Genomic DNA, 24,226 nt, shown 5'->3' on the forward strand with positions numbered 1-24,226 from the left:
TGGATCAGCCCTCCTTTTCAATCTTGGTCAGGCAGTCGCGCAGCGCCAGCCCGTATTCATACTTGGCCGGACAGGCAAAGCCCACAAGGCCCATGTCCTCTTCGTCCAGTTCCAGCGCGCCCAGGGCCTGCGCCGTGTCGGTGTCCATCACCAAAAGCGCCCGCAGCAGTTGCGTCGGCAGGTAATCCTGCGGCATCAGCTCTTCGAAGGTGCCGGTGGGCACCATGGCGCGGCGACCGCCGTTCAGATTGCTGGTGAACTCGAACAGCTTTTTGGCAAACGCCGAGCCCAGAACCGGCTGCACCGCGTATTTCGACGGCATCGGACGGATCCAGCCCATCGGGATCTGGTCGTGATCCTCGCGGATGATGCAGACCTGGCGCGCGAAGCGTCCCAGATAGGCGAACGGCCCGGTGGCGTGACGCCCCGACAGGACCGAGCCGGAAATGACGCGGGATTCGCCGTCGATGGCGATCTCGTCGCGGGTCAGATCCTCGGTCGAGGCGCCCATGACCGTGCGGATCAGACGCGGTTGACGCGCGCCGGGGCCGGTCAGGGCCACCACCACGTTCGGGTCCAGATGGCCCGTTTGCAGCAGCCGCCCGATGGCGATCACATCCTGATAGCCGATGGTCCATACCGTTTTCTCGGCGGTCACGGGTTCGAGGAAATGGATATGCGTCCCGGCCAGGCCCGCCGGATGGGGGCCGCTGAAGGCCGCGGCCTCGACGCCCGGCAGGTCGGCGCCGGGGATCGTGTCGCCATCCTTCTGGCACAGATAGGTCTTGCCTTCGGTCAGCTTGGCCACGGCGGCCAGACCGGCGGCAAAGGCCTCGGCCGCGTCATTGATGATCAGCGCGGCATCGGCAGCCAGCGGCTCGCTGTCCATGGCGGTGACGAAAATCGCGGCGGGCGTGGTGCCCGGCTGCGGCATCTTGGAATAGGGCCGCGTGCGGAACGCGGTCCACAGGCCGGCGGCGCACAGCTTGGCGGTGAGGCCCTGTGCGGTCTCGGCATCGCCCACACCCGAGAAATCGATGCCGGGGTCGTTGGGGTCCGACACTTCGATGACGACGCTCTGCAGCACGCGCCGCGCGCCGCGGTTGATGGCCACGACCTTGCCGGTCAGCGGCGCCACCATCATCGCCTCGGGCGCGTCCTTGTGGCAGAACAGCGGCGTGCCGCGCTGGACCGTGTCCCCTTCCTGCACCAGCATGCGGGGTTTCAGACCGATGTAATCGGCACCCAGAACGCCCACGGTCGAATAGTCCGGACCCGGCTGGATGCTTTGCTCGGGCGCGCCCAGAATCGGCAGATCCAGCCCTTTTTTCAGTTTGAAAGTTTGCATGTCGCTACGTTCTTCCAAGCCTTTTTCCTGCGCCCGCCATGCAGGCCCGATGATCCGGGCACTGAATAGCGCGGAGTTCGGCCCGCCCCGTCGCAAAAGCGACGCAGACCGGTCGAAATCCGCAGGCGTCTTTCCGATTACGGCCCCTTTACGCGGCACCGCGCCCAAACGCAAACCTGTTACCGCCCAAATCGGTCGTGAATTGCAAAAAACAGGCAAACTCTGCACCCAAATACCCAAAACCCGGTAGGCGCAAATTCCTGTCGCACGCCCACGGGCGCTGGTGTAAGCACCCGGGATGGACACAGCCGAACTTGAAATCTTTCTGGTGGCCACGCCCGGGCTGGAACAGCCCCTTCTGGCCGAGACCATCCGCAACGGATTCGCCGGTGCGAAGCAAGTGCCCGGCGGCGTCGTGCTGCACGGTGGCTGGCCCGAGGTCTGGCGCGCCAATCTGGTGCTGCGCGGGGCCAACAAGGTTCTGGTCCGGTTGGGGTCTTTTCCCGCCGTGCATCTGGCCCAGTTGGACAAGCGCGCGCGCAAGTTTCCCTGGGGCGACGTGCTGCGCCCCGACGTGCCCGTCAGGGTCGAGGCCACAAGCCGAAAATCCCGCATCTACCACGCCGGTGCGGCGCGTCAGCGCATCGAACGCGCGATCTCGGACACGCTGGGCGCCCCACTCGCCCAGGATGCGCCGGTGCGGGTGCTGGTGCGCATCGAGAGGGACATCTGCACCCTGTCGGTCGACAGCTCGGGCGATCCGCTGCACAAACGCGGCCACAAGGCGGCGGTGGCCAAGGCGCCGATGCGCGAGACGATGGCAGCCATGTTCCTGCACGAATGCGGTTTTGACGGGGCCGAGCCCGTACTGGACCCGATGTGCGGGTCGGGCACCTTCGTGATCGAAGCGGCCGAGATCGCGCTTGGCCTGCCGCCCGGCCGGTCGCGCGACTTTGCCTTTCAGCAACTGGCGACGTTCGATGCCGACGAGTGGGCCCGGATGCGCCAACCGCAAGACACCGCCGAGACCGGGCTGCGGTTCTACGGTTCTGACCGGAATACCGGTGCGGTCGAGACCGCAACGGCCAATGCGCAACGCGCCAGTGTCGATGCGGTCACGCGGTTTCGTCAGGCTGCGGTCAGCGACATCAAACCGCCTGCCGGCCCAGCCGGGCTGGTGATCGTGAACCCGCCCTATGGCGCGCGGATCGGCGACGAAAAGCGCCTGCGGTCGCTGTATGGCAGCCTGGGCAAGGTCCTGATGGCACGGTTCTCGGGCTGGCGGGTCGGGATCGTGACCAGCAGCCAGTCGCTGGCGCGGGCGACGCGCCTGCCCCTGATCGCGCCGGGGCCGGTCGTCGATCACGGCGGCACCAAGATCCGGTTGTACCGAACGGACCCCCTGCATTGACCACTGTCCGACGGAAAATTTTGAGCGTGTTGCCCCAAGAATCCCTCTTGCACATTCAAATCGCCGGGTATAGGTCACGCGCCACGGTCGGAGTGTAGCTCAGCCTGGTAGAGCACTGTCTTCGGGAGGCAGGGGCCGGAGGTTCGAATCCTCTCACTCCGACCAATAAAACAAGGAGCCCGGTGGCGCCTTTTTTGTTGGCAGGACAGATCTCCGAGGTTCGTTGAACCTCATGGTTTTTCGAACCCCTAAACTCTGGCAGCCGTCCGCAGATGCCCGGGACTGAACCGAGCGCGTGTCAACGCCGTGATTCCGGTATCGGCATGGCCGAGATCCTGAGCCGTCTCATCCATCGAAATCCAGCCTCAGCCGTAGGGACCGCCGCAGTATGTCGAAGCACGTTTGGCGATAGGTTCCCCACCCCGGCTGCATCCGCAGCCGCCTTGAACCCTTTCTTCTTGGAATTCACGGGACCGTCCGCCCATTCGCACACATTCTCCGATTGCGCAGCTTCGTTCGCGTCCTTCAAGGCTGCGTCAAGACCATCGGTCCATGGCACTATGGCGCATCCCTTTCTGCGTCCCTCACGCGTGCGGTGATCCAACGGGCGGCGCGAAAAACCCGCCCGATCCCCCAAAACTATTGTTGCGAAATTGGCAGCGCTGGAAGAAGTCGACTTTCATGGCGCTGATCGATTTGGCAAGTGCGGCACGATACTGAGCGGCGGTCTCATGCATCCGGCCCATGACCTCGGGCCACACTTCCACCTGTTCATGTTCATGGCTTCATGCCCATCTCTTCATCAACATGCGGCCACCACGGCCCAGGAGGCCAAACGGCACGCCCAGTTCGCGCTCCAGGCGACCGGCGCTGGCGGAAAGTTCGATCCACGGCGGATTCAGGCTGTTCGCCGGGTCCGCAGCGAACGAAAGTTCCACTTTCTCTCACGCCGATGAAAACCGACAACTGCACGCTGGGACGGTCATGCGCCTTGATGCAATTGTTTTGATTGACCCATCCCCCGGATTCGGGCCACCGAGGTGTTGGCAATCCGTCCAGGCACAGGATGGGTGGCGGACATAGCCGGTCTCCTCAGCCGTGCGACTCATGCAAAACCGCTGTTGTGACCTGAGACCCGATCATGCCCACCCGCTGCGCCATTTGAGGGCTGCGCGCGTGGCCATGACCTTTCGGCGGCGCTGCTTCCCGACGTGCTGCGGCACCGAGATGACGCCTCACGCCGTTCAGCGGTGGGGACAGGAGACCGGCGTCGAATGGCATTGCATCGCGCCGGGGAAACCCATGCAGAATGCTTTTGTCAAGGCGTTCAACGGCAGGCTGCGGGACGAATGTCTGAATGAACATGGCTGCGGCAACCTCGCCGAGGCACGCCGGGTCATCGAAACACGGAGGATCGGCTGCGGCATCAACAGACCACACACAACGTTGAACGGGCAGACACCGACCGAGTTCGCCCAACGGCCAGGCTCCTCCCGACCGGTTTCGCTTGAGCTCCGCATGGGTTCCGCTCAGCCGGTCTTGACCGCAACACCACAAGCAGAAGGAAACAGGAACCGAAAAGGGCGGCAACGGCAGAGATGCCCAGCTTGTCAAAGGTTCTCTTCGTCGAGAGGTGCGACCCTTCGACGAGGCCGACGATCTCCGGCTTGTCGGATGCAGTGTATCTCATTCGTCGCCCCTATCCTTCAGCCCGGCAGGGCATTGCGCGGCCATGTCCGCCCATCGTCAGGGATCGGTGCTGAAGCCGGACAGATGCAGTCACGGCGAAGTTTCGCCAAACGGATGTCTCGCCTTACGCGCATTGACGGAAAGTTGAGGCCGAGCCTCCGGTGTCGTACGTGTCGGCGTAGAACGTCAAGCTAAAGGGCTTTGAACCTTCCGCCGCCGCGGCCCCTCCTGCGCGGAAGCCTGAGCACGCCAGCCGGCTGACTGACGGCCGTTCACGCCGTGAACAACGACGAGGCATTCCTGGGTTGCCGTTTTGGGGTCAAGGCAACGCAAAAACGGGGTTGCGGATCGGTCATCAAAATCGCTTTTCGCCCTGGCCTTGTCAGGATTCCGCCGCCGGTGCGCCCCCGTTTTCCGGAAAGAAACAGGCCGCAGAATGCGCGTCGTCCGGCAGAATCGGACGCTGTGACCGGCACTTGTCCTGGACCTTCCAGCATCTGGGCGCAAAGGGGCATCCGTCGGGTATGGCAAGAGGTGACGGCAATTCGCCCTTGAGCTGAATGCGCTCCTTGCGGGCTTCGGGGTCGGCCTGAGGGGTCGCCGACAGCAGCGCCTTAGCATAGGGGTGGAACGGCGCGCTGAACACGGCGTCGCGGCTGCCCCTTTCGACGGCGCGGCCCAGATACATGACGATCACCTCGTCCGCCACATGCCGAACCACGCTGAGATCGTGCGAGATGAACAGATAGGCCAGCTGCAGCCGCTCCTGCAGATCGACCAGCAGGTTCAGGATCGCGCTCTGGATGGACAGGTCCAGCGCCGAGACCGGCTCGTCCAGCACCAGCACCTTGGGGTCCAGCATCAGGGCCCGGGCGATGGCGATGCGCTGGCGTTGCCCGCCCGAAAACATATGCGGATAGCGGTCATAGTGTTCGGGCCGCAGACCGACCAACCCCATCATCTCGCGCGCCCTGGCCGTGCGCTCGGCGCTGCTGAGGTCGGGGCTGTTGATCTTGAGCGGCTCTTCCAGAATGGCCCCGATCCGATGGCGCGGGTTCAGCGAGCCATATGGGTCCTGGAACACGATCTGCACCGACTGGCGCAACGAGGCCCATTGCGACGGATCGATCGGCTTGCCGTCCAGCGTCAGGGTGCCTGCCGTCGGCTCTTCGATCATGGTCACCATCCGCGCCAGCGTGGACTTGCCACAGCCGCTTTCGCCCACCACGGCCAGGGTCTGGCCCGGATAGAGCGCGAAATCCACCCCGCCGACGGCCTTGAGCGTCCGGGGCTTGCCGAACAATCCGCCGCTGACCTGATAGTGCCACTGAAGCGCGGTCGCCTGCATAACCGGGTTCGTCATGATGCAACCCTTTCATCGGTATTCAGAGGGTGGAAACAGCGGGCCCGGCCCAGTTCCGGCCCCAGCGCCGGCGGCACCTGGGCCTTGCATGTCGCATCGGCGAACTTGCAGCGCGGGGAAAACAGACAGCCCGCCGGGCGGTCGAACTGGCCGGGAACGACACCGGGAATGGTGGGCAGATGCCTGTCGGTCGCCCGTTCCGGCAGCGCATCCAGCAGCGCCCCCGTATAAGGGTGGTGTGGTGTGCGGAACAGAGGCCCGACGGGCTGTTCCTCGATCTTCTGGCCGGCATATTGCACACTGACGCGTTCGGCGGTTTCGGCGACCACGCCCATGTCATGGGTAATCAAAACCAGCCCCATGCCGGTCTCGTCGCGCAGCGCCGTCAGCAGGTCCAGGATCTGCGCCTGGATGGTCACGTCCAGCGCGGTTGTCGGCTCATCCGCGATCAGCAGCTTGGGCTTGCAGGCAATCGCCATGGCGATCATCACCCGCTGGTTCATGCCGCCCGACAACTGGTGCGGAAACGCGCTCAGGCGCTTCACCGGGTCGGGGATGCCCACCTGCTCGAACAGCTCGACGGCGCGGGCCTGCCGTTCGCGCCGCCCCATGCCCAGATGGATGCGCAAAGCCTCGCGGATCTGCCAGCCGACCGTGAAACACGGGTTCAGCGACGACATCGGCTCCTGGAAGATCATGGCCAGATCCTTGCCGATCAGCCGGCGCCGGGCGGCGGCCTCCATCTTCAGAAGGTCCTGCCCGTCGAATGTGATCTCGTCGGCGGTGACGGTAGCGGTCCAGGGCAGCAGCCCCATCACCGCCAGCATCGACACCGGCTTGCCCGACCCGCTTTCGCCGACGATGGCCAGAATCTCGCCTTCGTCGACATCCTGGTCGATACCGTCCACGGCGCGGAACCGGCCGGAAGCGGTGGCGAATTCGACGCTCAGATTTCGGAGACGCAACAGGGTCATCGGCCTAGCTCCGCTTGAGTTTCGGGTCGAGCGCGTCGCGCAGGCCGTCGCCCATCAGGTTGATCGCCAGAACGGTGATCAGGATCGCCAGGCCGGGGAAGGTGACCACCCACCATGCGCGCAGGATGAACTCGCGGCTTTCGGCCAGCATGGTGCCCCATTCCGGTGTGGGCGGCTGGGCGCCCATGCCCAGAAAGCCAAGTGCCGCCACGTCGAGGATTGCGTTCGAAAACGACAGCGCCGCCTGCACGATGATCGGCGCGATGCAGTTGGGCAGCACGGTAATGAACATCAACCGCGGCAGCCCCGCCCCCGCGACGCGCGCCGAGATCACATAGTCCTTCGAACGTTCAGCCAGCACCGCCGCACGGGTCAGACGCACGAAATGCGGCTGATAGGCGATGGCGATGGCGATCATCGCGTTGATCAGCGACGGGCCGAGGATCGCCACCAGAACCAGCGCCAGCAGCAGCGCCGGGAAGGACAGGATGATGTCCATGGTCCGCATGATGATCGTATCGACCCATTTGGGCGCAAAGCCCGAGATCAGCCCGATGATGATCCCCCCGGCCGAGGCCAGCAGAACCACCATGATCCCGACCAGGAAGGTCAGCTGCGAGCCATAGAGCAGCCGGGACAGCAGGTCGCGGCCCAGCGGATCGGTGCCAAGGATGTAGGACCAGTTTCCGCCCTCCTGCCAGGCCGGCGGAAGCAACGTGGCCGCGCGGTTCTGTGCGGTGGGGTCGTGCGGCGCGATCAGCCCGGCGAACACCGCGATCAGCACCAGCGCCGAAAAGACGTACAGCCCGATCACAGCGCCGCGGTTTTCGCGGAAATAGTACCAGAATTCGCGCAACGCGCTGGGGCGGGTCGGAGCCGAGGAGATTTGCGTCGTGTCAGCCATGTCAGCGCTTCCGGATCTTGGGGTTGATGAGGCCATAGAGCATGTCGACGATCAGGTTCACCACCATGACCAGCACCGCCACCAGCAGCAGCCCGCCCTGCACCACGGGGTAGTCACGGCGGAAGATGCTGTCGACCATCCATTTTCCGATGCCGGGCCAGCTGAAGATCGTCTCGGTCAGGATTGCCCCGGCCAGCAGGGTGCCGACCGACAGCTCGATCACCGTGACCACCGGGATCAGCGCGTTGCGCAGCGCGTGGATGCCGTTGATCCGCGCGGGCGCCAGCCCCTTGGCGCGCGCGGTGCGGATATAATCCTCGCCCAGCACCTCGAGCATCGCCGACCGGGTCTGGCGCGCGATCACCGCCAGCGGGATCGTGCCCAGCACGATGGTCGGCAGGATCAGGTGCCGCACCGCCGACGAAAATGCCCCTTTCTGCCCCGAGGCCAGGCTGTCGATCAGCATGAACCCGGTCGGGTCGGGAAAATAGTATTGCAACCCGATGCGGCCGGACACCGGGGTCCATTGCAGGTTGCCCGAGAACACGATGATCAGCAGCAGCGCCCACCAGAAGATGGGCATCGAATACCCCACCAGCGCCGTCGACATCAGCGCCCGGTCAAAGAACTTGCCACGGTTCACCGCCGCGATCACGACGGCGGGCAGCCCCAGGGCAACCGCGAAGACCATGGCACAGATCGACAGTTCCAGCGTGGCCGGGAAAAGGGAAAAGAACTCGTCCCACACCGGGCGTTTGGTGACGAAGGACACGCCCAGGTCTCCGTGCAGCACGCCGGTCAGATAATCCCAGTACTGCACCAGGATCGGCCGGTCATAGCCATATTGGGCGGCCAGCTCGGCATAGCGTTCTTCGGAAATGCCCCGCTCACCGGCCATGACCAGGATCGGGTCGCCCGGCAGCGCGCGGATGAAGCTGAACGACACCAGCGTCACCCCGATGAAGGTGGGGATGAAGGTCAGCAATCGGGCCAGAACATAGTTCAGCATGGAATCACCATAAGGTCTTTCGGAAAACGGGTCAGGACCTGGCAACCGTCCTGGGTGATCAGCACGTCGTCTTCGATCCGGACACCGAAATTGCCGACCTGATAGAGGCCCGGTTCGTCGGTATAGACCGTTCCGGCCGGAAGCGCGGCCATGTTGCCACGCATGACATACGGCGCCTCATGTACGTCGCGGCCCAGCCCGTGCCCGGTTTTCGTGCGGATTCTGTCGGCAAAGGGCGAGGCCTCGAGCACACCGGTTGCGGCGTCGTCGATCGCATGTGCGGTCACGCTTGCACGGGTGACGGCCAGCGCGGCCAGGTTGGCCTGCAGAACCGTTTCGTACAAGGCCCGCGCCTCGTCTGACGCATGGCCCAGGAACACGGTGCGGGTGATGTCGGCGGCAAAGCCATCCTTGCGCGCGCCAAAATCGATCAGCAGCGCGTCACCCGGGCTCAGCGCATAATCCGCGCGGGCATGGGCATGCGGCAGGGCCGAATTGTCGCCCGCGGCGACGATGGGCGGAAAGGCCAGCCCGTCGGCGCCTTCTTCGAACAGGAACCGGATCAGGGTCTGCTCGATCTGCTTCTCGGTCCGTCCCGGCGCGACGGTTTCCAGCGTGCGGGTCAGGGCCCGTTCGGAAATGTCGATGGCGCGTTCCAGCGCCGCGATCTCGTCCGGGGTCTTGATCATGCGCAGGCCCGAGATCTCGGCTTCGGCGTCGATGATGCGCAAATCGGGCTGCGAGGCGACCAATGCATGATGCACGAAGACCCGCATGACCTGCCCTTCGACCGCCAGCGACGAGAGGCGCAGGTGATCCAGCAACGCCGCAAAAGCATCGGCATGGCCGTTCTGGTCCCGCCAGTCGAACACTGCGCCGTCGAAGCCCGTCTGTTCCCAGCTGGCCAGTTCCAGGTTGGGAACCAGAGCGGCCGGGGCGCCATCGGCGGGAATGACCAGCAGGAACGGGCGTTCGTGGCTCATGAAACTGTGGCCCAGGGCACGGGTGAAATTCGGTCCGGGCACCAGCGCCACGGCGTCCACGCCCAGCTGCCAAGCGATGCCGGCATATTCAGAAAGTCGGTCGGGTACAGACGGTGCCATGGATGCTGCGCCCCGGTGTCATCGAATGTTGGATGGGGCGGCGCATGGCTGCGCCGCCCCCGGTCGGTCATGTCGGCCGGATTACTGTTTCAGGCCGACCTGGTTGAAGATGTGCCCGCCCAGCGGGTGCACCACATAGCCTTCCACCTCGGGTCGCATGGTCATGTACACGACCGAATGGGCGATCGTGGCCCAGGGCGCCTGTTCCTTGAAGATCACCTGCGCCTGCTTGTAGAGTTCTTCGCGCTCGGCCTGCGACGACAGCACCTTGGCCTTCTGGATCAACGCGTCGAATTCCTCGTTGCACCATTGGGCGCGGTTGGATTTCTCGACGCCGTCGCAGCCCAGCAGAACGGCCAGGAAGTTGTCCGGGTCGCCATTGTCGCCGGTCCAGCCCAGCAGAACCGCGCCGTCGCGGTCCTTGGCCTTCGAGCGCTCAAGGTATTCACCCCATTCATAGGACACGATTTCCACGTCCACGCCGATCTTGGCAAAATCTTCCTGCATCAGCTCGGCCATGCGGCGGGCGTTCGGGTTTTAGGGCCGCTGCACCGGCATCGCCCAGATCTTCATCGACAGATCCGAAACGCCCTCGGCCTCGAGCGCAGCCTTGGCGGCTTGGGGATCATAGGGATCGTCCTGGATGGCGTCGTTGTACGACCACATGGTCGGCGGGATCGGGTTCTTGGCGATCTGGCCCGAGCCCTGGAACACCACGTCGATGATGGCCTGTTTGTCGATGGCCATGTTCAGCGCCTTGCGCACCTTGGGGTTGTCGAAGGTCGGCATCTACGTGTTATAGGCCAGATAGCCCACGTTCAGGCCCTCTTGCTCCATGACGACAATGTTGGGATCATCCTTCATCGCCTGCACGTCGGCCGGGTTCGGGTAGGCCATGACATGGCATTCGCCCGCCTGAACTTTCTGATAGCGCACCGACGCGTCCGGCGTGATCGCAAAGATCAGGTTCTCGACCTTGGCCTGGTCACCCCAGTAGTCATCGTTGCGGACATAACGGATGACCGCATCCTTCTGATAGGCTTGGAACTTGAACGGGCCGGTGCCGATCGGCGCCTGGTTCAGCATTTCGGGCGTGCCTGCCGCCAGCATCGCATCCGCATATTCCTTGGACACGATCGAGGCAAAATCCATCGCCATGTTGGCAATGAACGGCGCTTCGGGACGGGTCAGGTGGAAGACGACGGTATAGTCATCGACCTTTTCAATGCTGTCGATCAGGTCCGGCATCGACATGCCGCCGTAATATTCCCAGGTGCCGCCCGAGACCTGGTTGTACGGATTGTCCGGGTTGCCCTGGCGATCAAAGCTGAAGATCACGTCATCGGCGTTGAAGTCGCGCGACGGGGTGAACAGGTCGTTGGAATGGAATTTCACACCTTTGCGCAGCTTGAAGGTCACGGTCTTGCCGTCCTCCGAAACTTCCCAGCTTTCAGCCAGTGCCGGCATGGTTTCCGTCGTGCCCACCTTGAATTCGACCAGGCGGTTGTAGATCGGATGGCTCGAGGCATCAAAGGTGGTGCCGGCGGTGTACAGCGCCGGGTCAAAGCCCTCGGGCGAGCCTTCGGAACAATAGACAAGGGTCTGCGCCTGGGCAGACACGCCCAGCACGCTCAGCAGCAGGCCGGTGGCCAGAAACTTGTTCAATGACATTTCTCTTCTCTCCGTGTTGGTAAACTGGTTGTTGCGCGGCTTCTGTCGTCCGCCTTCGGTCGCGACTACCGCCTCAGCGGCAGCATTTCCCGCGCGGTCTTGGATTGCTCGGCCTCGGATCGTGTGATATCGCCGGATTTCTCGTACTGCATGCGCCCCACCCACAATATGCGGGCCGGCTTGTCGGTTCTGTTGGACCAGCAATGCGGCGTGGTGCCCAGATAGTGCAGGCTGTCGCCGGGCCCCATGATGTATTCCCGTTCACCGACGATCTGGGAAATCGTGCCATCCAGAATATAGATGATCTCTTCGCCGACATGGATGACGACTTCGGATTCATAGCCTGGCGGAACATTCATCACATACGAGGTCAACTCGTGACCGGCGCGCTCGACGCCGATCTGCTCGTATTCGATGGACGAACCGGTCACCGCGAACCGGGGCCGTGAATTTGCGCGGGTCAGGCTGTCGACTGTGTGCGGGGTTCTTACGAAAAAGTCGGTATCGACCTCGAGCGCCTGGGCGATCTGGGTCAGCGTTCCCAACGTCGGCGTCGCGTTGCCGCGCTCGACCTGGCTGAGATAGCCGACCGAAACGCCCGACGCACCCGACACTTACCGCAGCGTCATCGACAGTCTCTGTCGCCGCGCACGCATGCGCCGCCCCAGCTCGTCCGCCGTGCCTGGTTCGGTCGTCTGATGAGTCTTTTTCTGCACGTGTCCGCCACGGGGGTTCGGGGTCTTGAATGGCGCACAGCGTGAATAAAATTTTTTTCTGTCAATAGATTTTTTTTGCCGATCAGCAAATCGGTACCATCCGAAAATCAGTTTATACAGCTTTTTCAATGCCTTGACCGAACAGCCAGAAAAACAACTCACGCCCCTTTAATTTTATATTGGATTTTGGATCCATTTTGCCTTAAAGCATCGCCACATAATTTCGGGAGGACCACATGTTCAAGAAACTTGCCGCCATCGCGGCGCTTGCCGCCCTGACGACCGGGCCATCTTTCGCCGACACGCTGGATGATGTCGTCGACCGGGGCGTCCTGCGCTGCGGCGTCGTTCTGGATTTTCCGCCGATCGGTTACCGCGACGCCAACAACGAACCCGCGGGATTCGACGTGGACTATTGCCATGACCTTGCCGCCGCGCTCGAGGTCGAGGCCGAAATCCTGCCCGTGACCTGGGCCGAACGCCTGCCGATCATCGTGACCGGCCGGGCCGACGTGGTGTTCGGCGCGACCTCGGACAGCCTGGCGCGGGCGCGCACCGTGGGCTTCAGCATTCCCTACGCGATCTATTTCGCGCAGGGCGTCGTGAACAAGGACAGCGGCATCAAAAGCTTCGAGGACATTCGCGGCAAACGCGTCGCCGCCGCCATCGGCACCGTGCCCGAGCAGGAATGGCTGAAGATCGCCGCCGAATGGGGCGAAGAGGGCAATTATCAGGGGTACCAGTCGGAAAACGAGGTCTTCCTGGCCGTCGCGCAGGGCAAGGCCGATATCGGCATCACCACCAACACTGCCGTTCTGCCGATCACCCAGCAATACGACACGATCGAAGCCGGCCCGCGCATGCCCTGGACGACCGACTATACCTCGATCGTGGGCAAGCGCGAGGACGTGACCTGGCTCAACTATCTCAACCTGTTCGTCACCCACCAGGTGCGCTCGGGCCGCTATGCCGAACTGTGGGGCAAATATGTCGGCGGCGAGGCGCCCGAACTGCGTATTCCCGGCGTGATGTACTGATCCGGCCACTCACGGAACCCGCCCCTGCCCGCCTGTCGGGCGGGGGCCATCGGACCTCTGCTCATGTTTGACTACAATTTCCACTGGCGGCCGGTGATGAAAAGCCTGCCCGACCTGATCGACGCGGCCTTTCTGACGCTGCAGGTCGCGGTGCTGGCGATGATCCTGGGGATCGTCATCGGCCTGGGGCTGGCTCTGGTCCGAATGCACCTGAGGGGCCTGCCCCGCTGGCTGGCTTCAAGCTGGGTCGAGCTGGCGCGCAACACCCCGGCCCTGTTCCAGCTGTTCTTCTTCGGCTTCGGGCTGGGCGCGTTCGGGCTGCACCTGTCGCCCTACATAATCGTTCTGGCGGGGCTGACCTTCAACTGCGCCGGTTACCTGGCCGAGAACTTCCGCGGCGGCTTCCAGGCCGTGCCCGACACCCAGATCCGCGCGGCACGGTCGTTGGGCATGACTGCCTGGCAAGCCTATTCGCGGATCGTGATCCCGCAGGTGTTCCGCATCGTCTACCACCCGATCACCAACCAGATGGTCTGGGCGGTGCTGATGTCCTCGCTGGGGATGCTGGTGGGATTCCGCGAACTTTCGGGCGAGACCCAGTTCTTCGCCTCGCGCACCTTCCGCATCTTCGAATATTTCGCCGTCACCGCCGTTATCTACTACGTGATCGTGAAGCTCATCCTGTTGGGATCGCGCCTGCTGGCCGCGCGCCTGTTCAGGTACTGACGAGGCACCCATGCAACCATCACTCAGCTTTTTCAGCGGCTTCACCCCCAACGACCTTTGGTTCCTGGCCGAGGCCGCCCTGCGGACCTTGTGGATCTCGGCGCTGTCGATCTCCATCGGCACCGTACTGGGCGCAATCTTCGGCTGGATCCTTTACGAAGGAAAACTGACCGCGACCCTGACGCTTGCACCGGTGCTGGACGTGTTCCGCTCGGTGCCGCTCATCATCCAGCTTGTGCTGTTCTACAATTTCGCGCCCATCGTGGGGCTGGACCTGGACCCCTTCGCCTCGGGCGTTGTGATCCTGACGATCTATACCGCCGCGCTGGTCGCCAATGTGGCGCGCGGCGGGATCGAGGCGGTCGGCCTGCCGATGCGCCGCGCCGCGCGCAGCCTGGGCATGACCTATTGGCAGGACCTGCGCCATGTGGTGCTGCCGATCGGAGGCCGCGCCGTGTTTCCCGCCTGGGTCGGCGTCGCGCTGGGGGTGATGAAGGACAGCGCCCTGGTCTCGGTGCTGGGCTATGTCGAACTGCTCAAGGCCAGCCAGATCCTGATCACCCGCACACAGGAACCCTTCCTGATCCTCACCCTCGCCGGCGCGTTCTATTTCGCGCTCAGCTATCCCGTCTCGCGCTTTGCCGCGTCGCTTGAAAGAAAGTGGGCCCAATGATCGAAATTCGCGACCTGCACAAATATTTCGGCGCCCTGCATGTTCTCAAGGGCATCAACCTGAATGTCCAAAAGGGCGAGGTGCTGTCGGTGATCGGCGCGTCCGGGTCGGGCAAGTCCACCCTGCTCTACTGCATCAACGGGCTTGAACCGGTGCAGCAGGGCCGAGTGGTGGTCGATGGCATCGACGTGCATGCCAAGGGCACCGACATCAACAGGCTGCGCCAGCGGCTGGGCATGGTGTTCCAGCAATGGAACAGCTTTCCGCACCTGACCGCCCTGGAAAACGTGGCGCTGGCGCCGCGGATCGTCAAGGGCAAGACCCGGGCCGAGGCCCGCGAAATCGCCCGCCGGCAGCTGGAACATGTCGGGCTGGGCGAAAAGCTCGACGCCTACCCCTCGGCCCTGTCGGGCGGCCAGCAGCAGCGTCTGGCCATTGCGCGGGCGCTGGCGATGGAGCCCGAGTACATGCTGTTCGACGAGGCGACCTCGGCGCTGGACCCGGAACTGGTGGGCGAGGTGCTGGAAACCATGCGCATGCTGGCCGAGGAGGGCATGACCATGATATGCGTGACGCACGAGATGGGCTTTGCCCGGGACGTCAGCGACCGGGTCGCCTTTTTCCACCAGGGCGTCATGGAGGAGATCGGCCCGCCCGAGCAGATATTCACCGCCCCGCAATCCGAACACACCCGCAAATTCCTGGCCAATGTGCGCTGAAGCACGCAACAAGACAACAAGGCAGACAAGATGATGAACAACGTATTCACGGGCACGATGCCGGCTTTGATGACACCGTGCAAGGCCGACCGCACCCCCGACTATGACGCTCTGGTGCGGAAGGGGCAGCAGATGATCGAGGCGGGGATGTCCGCGGTTGTCTATTGCGGGTCGATGGGCGACTGGCCGTTGCTGACCGATGACCAGCGGATGGAAGGGGTCGCGCGTCTGGTGCAGGCGGGCCTTCCGGTCGTGGTGGGCACCGGGGCGATCAACACGCGCTCGGCGGTGGCGCATGCGGCGCATGCGCAGAAGGTCGGCGCGGTGGGGCTGATGGTGATTCCGCGGGTGCTGTCGCGCGGCAGCTCGGTGGCGGCGCAGCGCAACCATTTCAAGGCCATCCTGTCGGCGGCGCCCGACGTGCCCGCGATCATCTACAACAGCCCCGTCTACGGCTTTGCCACCCGCGCCGATCTGTTCTTTGCGCTGCGGGCCGAGCATCCCAACCTGGTCGGCTTCAAGGAATTCGGCGGCAGCGCCGACCTGCGCTATGCGGCCGAGCACATCACCAGCCGCGACGATGAGGTGACGCTGATGGTCGGCGTCGATACCGAGGTCTACAACGGCTTCGTCAATTGCGGGGCCACCGGGTCGATCACCGGCATCGGCACCGCGCTGCCCCGCGAGGCGCTGCTGCTGGCGGCGCTGTCGAAAAAGGCGGCCGAGGGCCATGCCGAGGCCCGCCTGCGGGCTCGCGAACTGGACGAGGCGCTTGGCGTGCTGTCCAGTTTCGACGAGGGCACCGACCTGGTGCTGTACTACAAATACCTGCTGGTGCTGAACGGCGAAGAGGAATACCGCCTGCATTTCAACGAGACCGACGAGTTGAGCGACGCGCAGTGCCGCTATTGCGAGCAGCAATATACGCTGTTCCGCAACTGGTTCGCGGACTGGTCGCGCCAGGGCGGGGTGATCGCGGAATGCATGTGATCGACAGCCATACCGGCGGCGAACCCACGCGGGTGATCCTGGAGGGCGGTCCCGATCTGGGCAGCGGCCCGCTGGCCGACCGGGCCGGACGGCTGGCCCGCGACCACGCCGAGTTCTACCACGCGGTCCTGCGCGAGCCGCGCGGCCAGCCGGCGATGGTAGGGGCACTTCTGGTGCCGCCGGTCGACCCGGACTGCGTGACCGGGGTGATCTATTTCGACGCGGATGCGGTGCTGGGCATGTGCGGGCACGGCACGATCGGGCTGACCGTGACGCTGGCGCATCTGGGCCGGATCGGCGTCGGCACGCATCGGATCGAGACCCCGGCCGGGGTGGTCTCGGTCCGGCTGCACGACGCGCACACGGTGACGGTGACGAATGTCGAAAGCCGCCGCGTGGCCCGCGCGGTCGAGATCGAGGTGCCGGGCCACGGCACGGTGACGGGCGACGTGGCCTATGGCGGCAACTGGTTCTTCATCATCGACCCCAGCCCGCTGCCGGTCGAGCCCGCGAATATCCGCGCCCTGACCGACCTGGGCGTCGCCATCCGCCGCGCCGCCAATGCCGCGGGCATCGGCGGCGAAGCCGGAGAGCCGATCGACCATGTGATCTTTCAGGATGCCGCACCGGAAGCAGGCGTACACAGCCGCAACTTCGTGCTGTGCCCTGATGACGCCTATGACCGCTCGCCCTGCGGCACGGGCAGTTCGGCGCGGTTGGCCTGTCTGGCGGCCGACGGACGCTTGGCGCCCGGCGAAGAAATCGTGCAGGCCAGCGTCATCGGCAGCCCCTATCGGCTGTCCTATCAGCCTGGTCCGAATGGCGGGGTGATCCCCTCGATCACCGGTCAGGCTTTCGTGATGGCCGAAGGCCGCCTGATTTTTGATCCCGCCGATCCTTTCCGCTCGGGTATTGAGACCACATGAAGACAGATGTCATCGTCATCGGGGCCGGGGTGGTCGGCATCAGCGCGGCACTTGAGCTGCAGCGTCGGGGTTACGCCGTTCAGGTGTTCGACCGCTCGGGGGTCGCGGCCGAGGCCTCGGCCGGCAATGCCGGGGCCTTCGCCTTCCCCGAGGTCGAACCGCTGGCCACGCCGGGGATCCTGAAAAAGGCCCCGAAATGGCTGCTCGATCCGTTGGGGCCGCTGTCGATCCCGCCCGCCTATGCCCTGCGGATCGCACCGTGGATGTGGCGGTTCTGGCGCGCCAGTCGCCCCAGCCGGTACCAGGCGCTGGTCGCCGCGCAGGTCAGCCTGATGCAACTGTGCCAGGCCGCGACCGAACGACAGATCGCCGATACGGGTGGCGCAGCGATGATGCAGCGCGACGGGCAGCTGCAACTGTATGAAAGCGCAGCCGAGTTCCGCGCCGCCTTGCCCACCTGGGAGCTGCGTCGCCGGCATGGCATCGCTTTCGATCTGCTGGAAAGCCCCGAGGCGATCGCCGAGATTCAACCCGGCCTCAGCCCGCGCTTTACCCATGCCGGGTTCACGCCGCATTGGTGGAACACCGTCGATCCCAAACGCTGGGTCGAGCACCTGGCGCAGGTGTTCCGCGACCGTGGCGGGGTGATCGAGACGCGCCCCGTGCGCGCGCTGGAGCTGTCGGATACGGGCGTCTGGGTGCGCTTCGACCAGGGTGCGGCGGATGCCGGCAAGGTGGTCGTGGCCGCGGGGGCGTGGTCGCACCACCTGACCCGCACGGTGGGCGACCGGATCCCGCTGGAGACCGAGCGCGGCTACAACACGACCCTGCCGCCGGGCGCGTTCGACCTGCGGCTGCACGTGACCTTTTCCCGGCACGGCTTCGTGGCCAGCAGGATCAACGGTGGTGTGCGCATCGGTGGTGCGGTCGAACTGGGCGGGCTTGACCTGCCGCCCAATTACAAGCGCGCCGAGACCCTGCTGAACAAGACGCGGCAATTCCTGCCGGGGCTGAACACGCAGGGCGGCACGCAGTGGATGGGGTTCCGCCCGTCGCTGCCCGACAGCATTCCGGTGATCGGACGGTCGCCGAAATCCCCGCACCTGATCTTTGCTTTTGGGCACGGCCATCTGGGCCTGACCCAGTCGGCCGGCACCGCCGAGCTGGTTGGCGCGTTGGTCGACGGCACCGATCCGGCCATTCCGGTCGCCCCCTTCACCCCGACACGGTTCTGAGGACCCCATGCGCAGCAGCAAGACCATCCATGTGATCTCGGCCCATGCCGAGGGCGAAGTGGGCGATGTCATCGTCGGCGGCGTCGCACCGCCGCCCGGCGACACGATCTGGGCGCAACGCAGCTTCATCGCCCGCGACCAGACCCTGCGCAACTTCGTGCTGAACGAGCCGCGCGGCGGGGTGTTCCGCCATGTCAACCTGCTGGTGCCGCCCAAACACCCCGATGCCGACGCCGCCTTCATCATCATGGAGCCCGAGGACACCCCGCCCATGTCCGGGTCGAATTCGATCTGCGTGGCGACGGTGCTGCTGGACGGGGGCATCCTGCCGATGACCGAGCCGGAAACCCAACTGACGCTCGAAGCGCCGGGCGGCTTGGTGCGGGTGCGGGCCGAGTGCCGCAACGGCAAGGCCGAACGGATCTTCGTTCGGAACCTGCCCAGCTTTGCCGACCGCCTCGCCGCGCCGCTCGAGGTCGAGGGCCTGGGGACCCTGACGGTGGACACCGCCTATGGCGGGGACAGTTTCGTGGTGGTCGACGCCGCGGCGCTGGGGCTGCGCATCACCGAGAACGAGGCCGCCGACATCGCCCGTCTGGGGGTGGTGATCACCGACGCCGCCAATGCGCAGCTGGGCTTTGCCCATCCCGAGAACCCGGATTGGGACCACATCTCGTTCTGCGCCTTCTGCGGACCGTTGACCGAAACCGCAACCGGCCTGACCGGCCGATCCGCGGTGGCGATCCAGCCCGGCAAGGTCGACCGCTCGCCCACCGGTACCGCCGTTTCGGCCCGCATGGCGCTGATGGCCGCCCGGGGACAGATGCGCCCGGGCCAGAGCTTCGAGGCGGTGTCGATCATCGGCTCGCGCTTCACCGGCCGCATCCTGGGCACGACCCAGGTCGGAGACCGCCCGGCCATCCTGCCCGAGATCTCGGGCCGAGGCTGGATCACCGGCATCCATCAGCACATGCTGGACCCCGACGACCCCTGGCCGCAGGGCTATCGCCTGCGCGACACCTGGGGCGCCTAGAACGGACGCCGCGCGCGAAACCGGTTGGATCGCCCGCCCGCAACCGGTATCTGTACCCGAAATGCGGTTCACCAGAAAAAAAAGGAGTGGGCATGGCCGGAACACGCGCGGTGACGAAACAAAGCCTGCCGGACCTGATTGCGAATGACCTGCGCGAACGCATCCTGAGCGGAGAGATGGCCGAAGGCGAACCGATCCGCCAGGAAGCTCTTGCCGAAGAATACGGCGTGTCCCGCATGCCGGTCCGCGAGGCGCTCAAGCGCCTGAACGCCGAGGGGCTGATCCAATGGGCCAACAACCGGGGCGGTTCGGTCACTCGGCATTCGCTTGCCGAGATCGGAGAGATCTTCGATCTGCGCATCCTGATCGAGGTGGACCTGTTCCGCCGATCCATCCCGGCCATGACCGGCGCGGATTTCGACCGCTGCGAGGAAATCCTGCAGCAGATGGAAGCCTCGTATGACGAAGACGACGTGGCCCGCTGGGGGGTGCTGAACCACAGCTATCACACCGCGCTGTATTCGGCGGCCCATCGGGGACTGACCAAGGAACTGCTCGACCGGATCAACCTGCAGTCGGACCGTTACGTGCGCCTGCACCTGAGCGTCATGAAACAGCGCGAGCCTGCCAAGAAAGAACACCGCCAGCTTCTTGACTACGCGCGCAGCGGCAAGGTCGAGGACGGTTGCGCCCTGCTGCGGGACCATATCGAACGCACCAAGCTCCAACTGCTCGAGATGATCGAGGCCAAACGCGCCTCTGAAGGCTGAAACGCGGCTTTCGGCTTCAGACGCCACTTGCGCTGCCTTCATTTTTGGATACATTATCCTAAATCACAAAACGGACGTGACCCCCCATGACATTCACCCCCCACGGCAAGCACCTCATCGCAGGCAACTGGGTTGCCGGCGACACCACCTTCCTGTCCGACCCCGCGCAGGGGCCGGCCCACGCCTTTTCCGACGGAACGGCTTCTCAAATCGATGCCGCCGCGCAAGCCGCCGAAGAGGCGTTCTGGACTTACGGCTACAGCGCCCGGCACAACCGCGCGGCTTTTCTGGACACGATCGCAGAGGAAATCGAAGCCCGCGCCGACGCCATCACCCAGATCGGAACCCAGGAAACCGGCCTGCCGGCCGCGCGTCTTGAGGGCGAGCGCGGCCGCACCGTCACGCAGTTGCGGCTGTTTGCCGACCATATCCGCAAGGGCGACTATCTGGACCGGCGGCACGATCCGGCCCTGCCCAACCGTCAGCCGCTGCCACGCCCCGATCTGAAAATGGTACAGCGCCCGATCGGGCCGGTCGCGGTATTCGGGGCCTCGAACTTCCCGCTGGCCTTCTCGACCGCGGGCGGCGACACCGCCGCCGCACTCGCCGCAGGCTGTCCGGTCGTGGTCAAGGGCCACCCGGCCCATCCCGGCACCGGCGAAATCGTCGCCGAAGCCGTCCATGCCGCCCTCAAGACATGCAACCTGCATCCGGGCGTTTTCAGCTTTGTCCAAAGCAACGGCCACGAGGCCGGAACGGCCCTGGTTCAGCATCCGTTGATCAAGGCGGTCGGGTTTACCGGGTCGCTGGCCGGCGGCCGCGCCCTGTTCGACCTGTGCGCGGCCCGGCCCGAGCCGATTCCGTTCTATGGCGAGCTGGGATCCGTCAACCCGATGTTCATCCTGGAAAACGCGCTGCAGAACCGCGCCGAAGACATCGCTCAGGGCTGGGCCGCATCGCTGTGCATGGGGGCCGGGCAGTTCTGCACCAATCCCGGCGTCTCGGTGGTGTTGGCAGGCGAGCCGGCCGAGCGATTTGTCCGCTCGGCCGCGGCCGCGCTGTCCGAACAGCCCGCCCAGACCATGTTGACCGACGGCATCGCCGCCGCCTATCGCACCGGACAACAACACCTGGCCCAAAGCGATGCCGCCCCCGTTTTGACGACCACCAGCGACGGGCGCCATGCCAGGCCGAACCTGTTCCGGGCCAGCGCCCGCACCTGGCTGGCGGATGAAACCCTGTGGGAAGAAGTCTTTGGCCCGCTTGGCATCATCGTGGTGGCCGACACCCGTGACGATATGCGCGACGTCGCGCTGCGGCTTCGCGGGCAACTGACCTGCACCCTGCACATGGATGCCGAAGACTCGGACCACGCCCGCACCCTGCTGCCGATCCTGGAACGCAAGGCGGGGCGCCTCCTGGCCAACGGATACCCGACGGGCGTCGAGGTCTGCGACGCGATGGTCCATGGCGGCCCCTACCCCGCGTCGACGAATTTCGGCGCCACATCCGTGGGGACACTGTCGATCCGGCGGTTCCTGCGTCCGGTCTGCTATCAGAACCTGCCCGATACGTTGATCGAGACGGCCCTGGCCTGACACGTCCAGTCGTCACCGCACGACCGTCATGCCCCGGTCTCGGAAATCTCCAGCACAAGCGTCTGGTGATACGGCTTGTCGGGCGTGCAGACGATCGACGGGAATGTCGCGACATTCGGCGCGTTCGGATGGCCCGACGGCTCGATGCAGACTCCGGCATGCGGCGCAAAAGGTGCCGACAGATGGGCGGCGGAGTAGACCTGCGCCCCGGGTTGATCGGAACGGACCGTCATCGTCAGACCGGACGGGGCCGCGAGCGTGGCAACCGGCTGATCCAGCCTGCCGCCGGTGCGGAACAGGAAGAAGTGATCGAGATCCGTGGCCGCCTGTCCGATCCGCCGGGGCGACGAGAAATCCAGCCCGGCCGATGCGGAATCGACGATTCCGCCGCGGGCAATCCCCTGGCCGTCCAACTCCAGGTGACGATCCGACGCCAGTTGAAGACGGTGCTCGGAAATGCCCCGGGCGGACCCCAATGTATAGTAGTTGTGCTGCGCGATGCTGATCGGGGTCGGTCTGCCCGGCCATGCTGAAATCGAGTACGTCAGGCGCGGGCAATCCAGCCGGATCCGGAGCTCGAACCGCACGGTGCCTGGAAATCCGCCCGCGCCGTCTGGCGAAACATGCGCCAGCACCGCCTCGCGTGGCGAAACCCGCTCGATCTGCCAGGGCTGGCGCGACAGCCCTTCCGGTCCGCCATGCAACGTGTTCGGGCCGTCGTTGGGCTCCAACGCATGATGGGCGCCGTCCAACGTGAACCCGGCCCCGCCGATCCGGTTGGCGACACGCCCGACGATCGCGCCCCGATAGAACGGGTCGTCCAGGTAATGCAAAGGGTCGTCATAGCCAAGTATCAGTGCCCGGCCCTTGTACCACCACCCCTGGGTGACCGCCCCGTGACCCAGAACCGATACCCGCATGTCGCCATCCTGCAGATGGGCGACCGGGATATCAGTTGAATCGTTCCTTTTCATGTATTTCATCCGGCCAGTTGCACCAACGCTGCGTCACACGCCCATCATCGTCTGTAGGCACGGACATGGGCATCCGTCAAATGCTTCTGCGGCACGACGTTGGCCTTGACCGCTGGCGTCCTCCTGACCTTTCCGGGCGTTGCAACCCTCGCGGCGCGCATGTTCAGGCGCTGCCCGGTCTGAGCGCCTACCCCGCCTTTTTGAGCGGAACCGGTTCGGACATCTGACCGGCGTAGCGTTGGTTGCGCACCTGATCGGGCCGCATGTCATAGCTGACCCGAAAGGCACGCCCCAGCGCAGTGACCGAGTAAAACCCCGTGGCCATCGCGATCTCGCGCAGCGGCAGATCGGAATGGCGCAACAGGTGATAGGCGCGTTCCAGCCGCAGTTCCCGGTAGGTCGTCAGCAACTTCTCACCGGTCTTGCTCAGGAATCGACGCTGCAACTGGCGTGTCGAGGTTCCAAGCGACTCGGACAGGTCCGAAATCCGAAGCGGATCCTCGACATTGTCCAGCATGGCTTCGATGGCCTGACAGACGACCGGATCGGCCCCGGATCGGCGGATCAGACGGCTCGCCAGACGGCTCGTGCAGGCGCCCTTGGGGTCTTCCAGCCCGATATACTCCCGCAACGTGTCCGCCTGATGTTCACCGTGGTCCCGCGATACAAGCGCACATAGCAGGCGCAAAGCACTCAGCGGGGTCGTCGCGCTGTGGATTCGCCCCGCGGCCGAGAGATAGGTGGCGGTGGCACTGTCCTTCAGGCCGACTTCCTGGGCGGCGGCCCGGAAATTCGGGTGGACGGCGGCAACGGCGTCCTCGGCGCGCCCGAACTCGGCCAGCAGCAGCACGGCACCGCTTACGAGCACCGCACGCGAGGCAAGGTTCATCGCCTGCGAGACCCAGGCCCGGTCCGGTCCGGCCAATCGCCAGCTGGTGTGCAGGTCTCCCCAGAACACAACGGTTCGCCCCGCCCAATACTGAGGCCCGCCCGCCGGTCCATCCGCGATCACGCGCAGCTTTAAGGCATACACGTGATGGTCCATCAACTCGTTCAGAGCATTGAAGAATTCCACCAGCACCTGAGCGGACGGCCTGGCCGAAGCAGCGGCCAGAACGACATCCACATGATGGAGCCTTTCAGGCGAAGAGGGCGCCGAGCCAAGATGAGCGCCGCTGCCGAGAACATCATAATGTTTCATCGGTCCTCCATTTGCCGGGTCCCGGCACCGCCGCCAGCGGCAGCGCCTTCGTTGCAAGCTCCCCCCGCCTTTGGGCGGGGGTTTTTGTGTTTTTATTCTGCGGCGTCTTCGTATGCGTCCATGGGGGGGCATGTGCAGACGAGGTTCCGGTCACCG

At 64.7% G+C, this 24,226-nt stretch carries 21 protein-coding genes, 1 tRNA gene and 2 pseudogenes; 14 read left to right on the forward strand and 10 right to left on the reverse strand.

Translation table 11 applies throughout. The features are described from left to right. Positions 1 to 4 precede the first annotated feature (4 nt). Positions 5 to 1,348 carry a Na(+)-translocating NADH-quinone reductase subunit A gene (locus F3H26_RS14105; protein WP_149776658.1) on the reverse strand — a complete coding sequence of 448 codons (1,344 nt, stop codon included), beginning with the start codon at positions 1,346 to 1,348 and terminating at the stop codon, positions 5 to 7. 298 nt (positions 1,349 to 1,646) lie between these two features. Between F3H26_RS14105 and F3H26_RS14110 the strand changes: the two genes are divergently transcribed. From F3H26_RS14110 to F3H26_RS19695, 4 genes and pseudogenes are all read left to right on the forward strand, one after another. Further along, on the forward strand, positions 1,647 to 2,759 hold the full coding sequence (locus F3H26_RS14110) for a THUMP domain-containing class I SAM-dependent RNA methyltransferase (RefSeq protein ID WP_149776659.1): 1,113 nt from the start codon (positions 1,647 to 1,649) through the stop codon (positions 2,757 to 2,759). 88 nt (positions 2,760 to 2,847) lie between these two features. Further along, positions 2,848 to 2,924 (forward strand) — tRNA-Pro (locus F3H26_RS14115). A gap of 488 nt (positions 2,925 to 3,412) precedes the next feature. Continuing rightward, positions 3,413 to 3,715 carry a hypothetical protein gene (locus F3H26_RS14120; protein WP_149776660.1) on the forward strand — a complete coding sequence of 101 codons (303 nt, stop codon included), beginning with the start codon at positions 3,413 to 3,415 and terminating at the stop codon, positions 3,713 to 3,715. A gap of 262 nt (positions 3,716 to 3,977) precedes the next feature. Then, positions 3,978 to 4,238, forward strand: a pseudogene (locus F3H26_RS19695) (integrase core domain-containing protein); the annotation flags it as partial. Between the two features lie 592 nt (positions 4,239 to 4,830). Here F3H26_RS19695 and F3H26_RS14130 read toward each other — a convergent pair. From F3H26_RS14130 to F3H26_RS14160, 7 genes and pseudogenes are all read right to left on the reverse strand, one after another. Further along, on the reverse strand, positions 4,831 to 5,811 hold the full coding sequence (locus tag F3H26_RS14130; RefSeq protein WP_149776662.1) for an ABC transporter ATP-binding protein: 981 nt from the start codon (positions 5,809 to 5,811) through the stop codon (positions 4,831 to 4,833). Next, positions 5,808 to 6,785 (reverse strand): ABC transporter ATP-binding protein, encoded by a 978-nt coding sequence (locus F3H26_RS14135; protein ID WP_149776663.1) that lies wholly within the window; start codon positions 6,783 to 6,785, stop codon positions 5,808 to 5,810. The genes F3H26_RS14130 and F3H26_RS14135 overlap by 4 nt, the downstream gene beginning before the upstream one ends. 4 nt (positions 6,786 to 6,789) lie before the next feature. Next, a complete protein-coding gene (locus tag F3H26_RS14140; RefSeq protein WP_149776664.1) occupies positions 6,790 to 7,689 on the reverse strand; it encodes an ABC transporter permease subunit in 900 nt (299 codons plus the stop codon). A 1-nt stretch (position 7,690) separates the two neighbouring features. Beyond that, positions 7,691 to 8,698, reverse strand: a complete 1,008-nt coding sequence (locus F3H26_RS14145; protein WP_149776665.1) for an ABC transporter permease subunit — start codon at positions 8,696 to 8,698, stop codon at positions 7,691 to 7,693. Next, the gene (locus F3H26_RS14150) at positions 8,692 to 9,801 is read right to left on the reverse strand and encodes a M24 family metallopeptidase (RefSeq protein ID WP_149776666.1); all 1,110 of its coding nucleotides are present in this window, start codon (positions 9,799 to 9,801) and stop codon (positions 8,692 to 8,694) included. The genes F3H26_RS14145 and F3H26_RS14150 overlap by 7 nt, the downstream gene beginning before the upstream one ends. Positions 9,802 to 9,882: 81 nt before the next feature. Next, positions 9,883 to 11,472: pseudogene (locus F3H26_RS14155) on the reverse strand (ABC transporter substrate-binding protein). A gap of 65 nt (positions 11,473 to 11,537) precedes the next feature. Continuing rightward, positions 11,538 to 12,086: a helix-turn-helix domain-containing protein gene (locus F3H26_RS14160; RefSeq protein ID WP_223162515.1), complete on the reverse strand. Its 549-nt coding sequence runs from the start codon at positions 12,084 to 12,086 to the stop codon at positions 11,538 to 11,540. Positions 12,087 to 12,424: 338 nt separating this feature from the next. Between F3H26_RS14160 and F3H26_RS14165 the strand changes: the two genes are divergently transcribed. From F3H26_RS14165 to F3H26_RS14210, 10 genes are all read left to right on the forward strand, one after another. Next, positions 12,425 to 13,225, forward strand: coding sequence for a transporter substrate-binding domain-containing protein (locus F3H26_RS14165; protein WP_149776667.1), 801 nt, complete (start codon positions 12,425 to 12,427; stop codon positions 13,223 to 13,225). A 63-nt stretch (positions 13,226 to 13,288) separates the two neighbouring features. After that, entirely contained in the window at positions 13,289 to 13,951 is a 663-nt protein-coding gene (locus F3H26_RS14170; RefSeq protein ID WP_149776668.1) for an amino acid ABC transporter permease, read from the forward strand. A 10-nt stretch (positions 13,952 to 13,961) separates the two neighbouring features. Further along, positions 13,962 to 14,624 (forward strand): amino acid ABC transporter permease, encoded by a 663-nt coding sequence (locus tag F3H26_RS14175; RefSeq protein ID WP_149776669.1) that lies wholly within the window; start codon positions 13,962 to 13,964, stop codon positions 14,622 to 14,624. Then, entirely contained in the window at positions 14,621 to 15,343 is a 723-nt protein-coding gene (locus F3H26_RS14180; RefSeq protein WP_149776670.1) for an amino acid ABC transporter ATP-binding protein, read from the forward strand. The genes F3H26_RS14175 and F3H26_RS14180 overlap by 4 nt, the downstream gene beginning before the upstream one ends. A gap of 30 nt (positions 15,344 to 15,373) precedes the next feature. Then, complete coding sequence (locus tag F3H26_RS14185; RefSeq protein WP_149776671.1) at positions 15,374 to 16,333, forward strand: dihydrodipicolinate synthase family protein; 960 nt, start codon at positions 15,374 to 15,376, stop codon at positions 16,331 to 16,333. Next, on the forward strand, positions 16,324 to 17,259 hold the full coding sequence (locus tag F3H26_RS14190) for a 4-hydroxyproline epimerase (protein ID WP_149776672.1): 936 nt from the start codon (positions 16,324 to 16,326) through the stop codon (positions 17,257 to 17,259). The genes F3H26_RS14185 and F3H26_RS14190 overlap by 10 nt, the downstream gene beginning before the upstream one ends. Beyond that, positions 17,256 to 18,494: an NAD(P)/FAD-dependent oxidoreductase gene (locus F3H26_RS14195; protein ID WP_149776673.1), complete on the forward strand. Its 1,239-nt coding sequence runs from the start codon at positions 17,256 to 17,258 to the stop codon at positions 18,492 to 18,494. Before F3H26_RS14190 ends, F3H26_RS14195 begins: the two co-directional genes overlap by 4 nt. 7 nt (positions 18,495 to 18,501) lie before the next feature. Beyond that, a complete protein-coding gene (locus F3H26_RS14200; protein ID WP_149776674.1) occupies positions 18,502 to 19,527 on the forward strand; it encodes a trans-3-hydroxy-L-proline dehydratase in 1,026 nt (341 codons plus the stop codon). Positions 19,528 to 19,619: 92 nt separating this feature from the next. Next, positions 19,620 to 20,297, forward strand: a complete 678-nt coding sequence (locus F3H26_RS14205) for a GntR family transcriptional regulator (protein WP_149776675.1) — start codon at positions 19,620 to 19,622, stop codon at positions 20,295 to 20,297. An 86-nt stretch (positions 20,298 to 20,383) separates the two neighbouring features. Then, complete coding sequence (locus tag F3H26_RS14210; RefSeq protein ID WP_149776676.1) at positions 20,384 to 21,895, forward strand: aldehyde dehydrogenase (NADP(+)); 1,512 nt, start codon at positions 20,384 to 20,386, stop codon at positions 21,893 to 21,895. Between the two features lie 26 nt (positions 21,896 to 21,921). On the opposite strand, the gene F3H26_RS14215 is transcribed toward F3H26_RS14210, so the two are convergent. Together F3H26_RS14215 and F3H26_RS14220 are read right to left on the reverse strand one after the other, a co-directional pair. Further along, positions 21,922 to 22,869, reverse strand: coding sequence for an aldose epimerase family protein (locus F3H26_RS14215; protein WP_188127779.1), 948 nt, complete (start codon positions 22,867 to 22,869; stop codon positions 21,922 to 21,924). A gap of 187 nt (positions 22,870 to 23,056) precedes the next feature. Continuing rightward, positions 23,057 to 24,070, reverse strand: a complete 1,014-nt coding sequence (locus F3H26_RS14220) for a helix-turn-helix domain-containing protein (RefSeq protein ID WP_188127780.1) — start codon at positions 24,068 to 24,070, stop codon at positions 23,057 to 23,059. Between the last annotated feature and the right edge of the window lie 156 nt (positions 24,071 to 24,226).

The sequence above is a fragment of the Ruegeria intermedia genome, from assembly GCF_900129345.1.
In the GTDB taxonomy this organism is placed as follows: Bacteria; Pseudomonadota; Alphaproteobacteria; order Rhodobacterales; family Rhodobacteraceae; genus Ruegeria; species Ruegeria intermedia.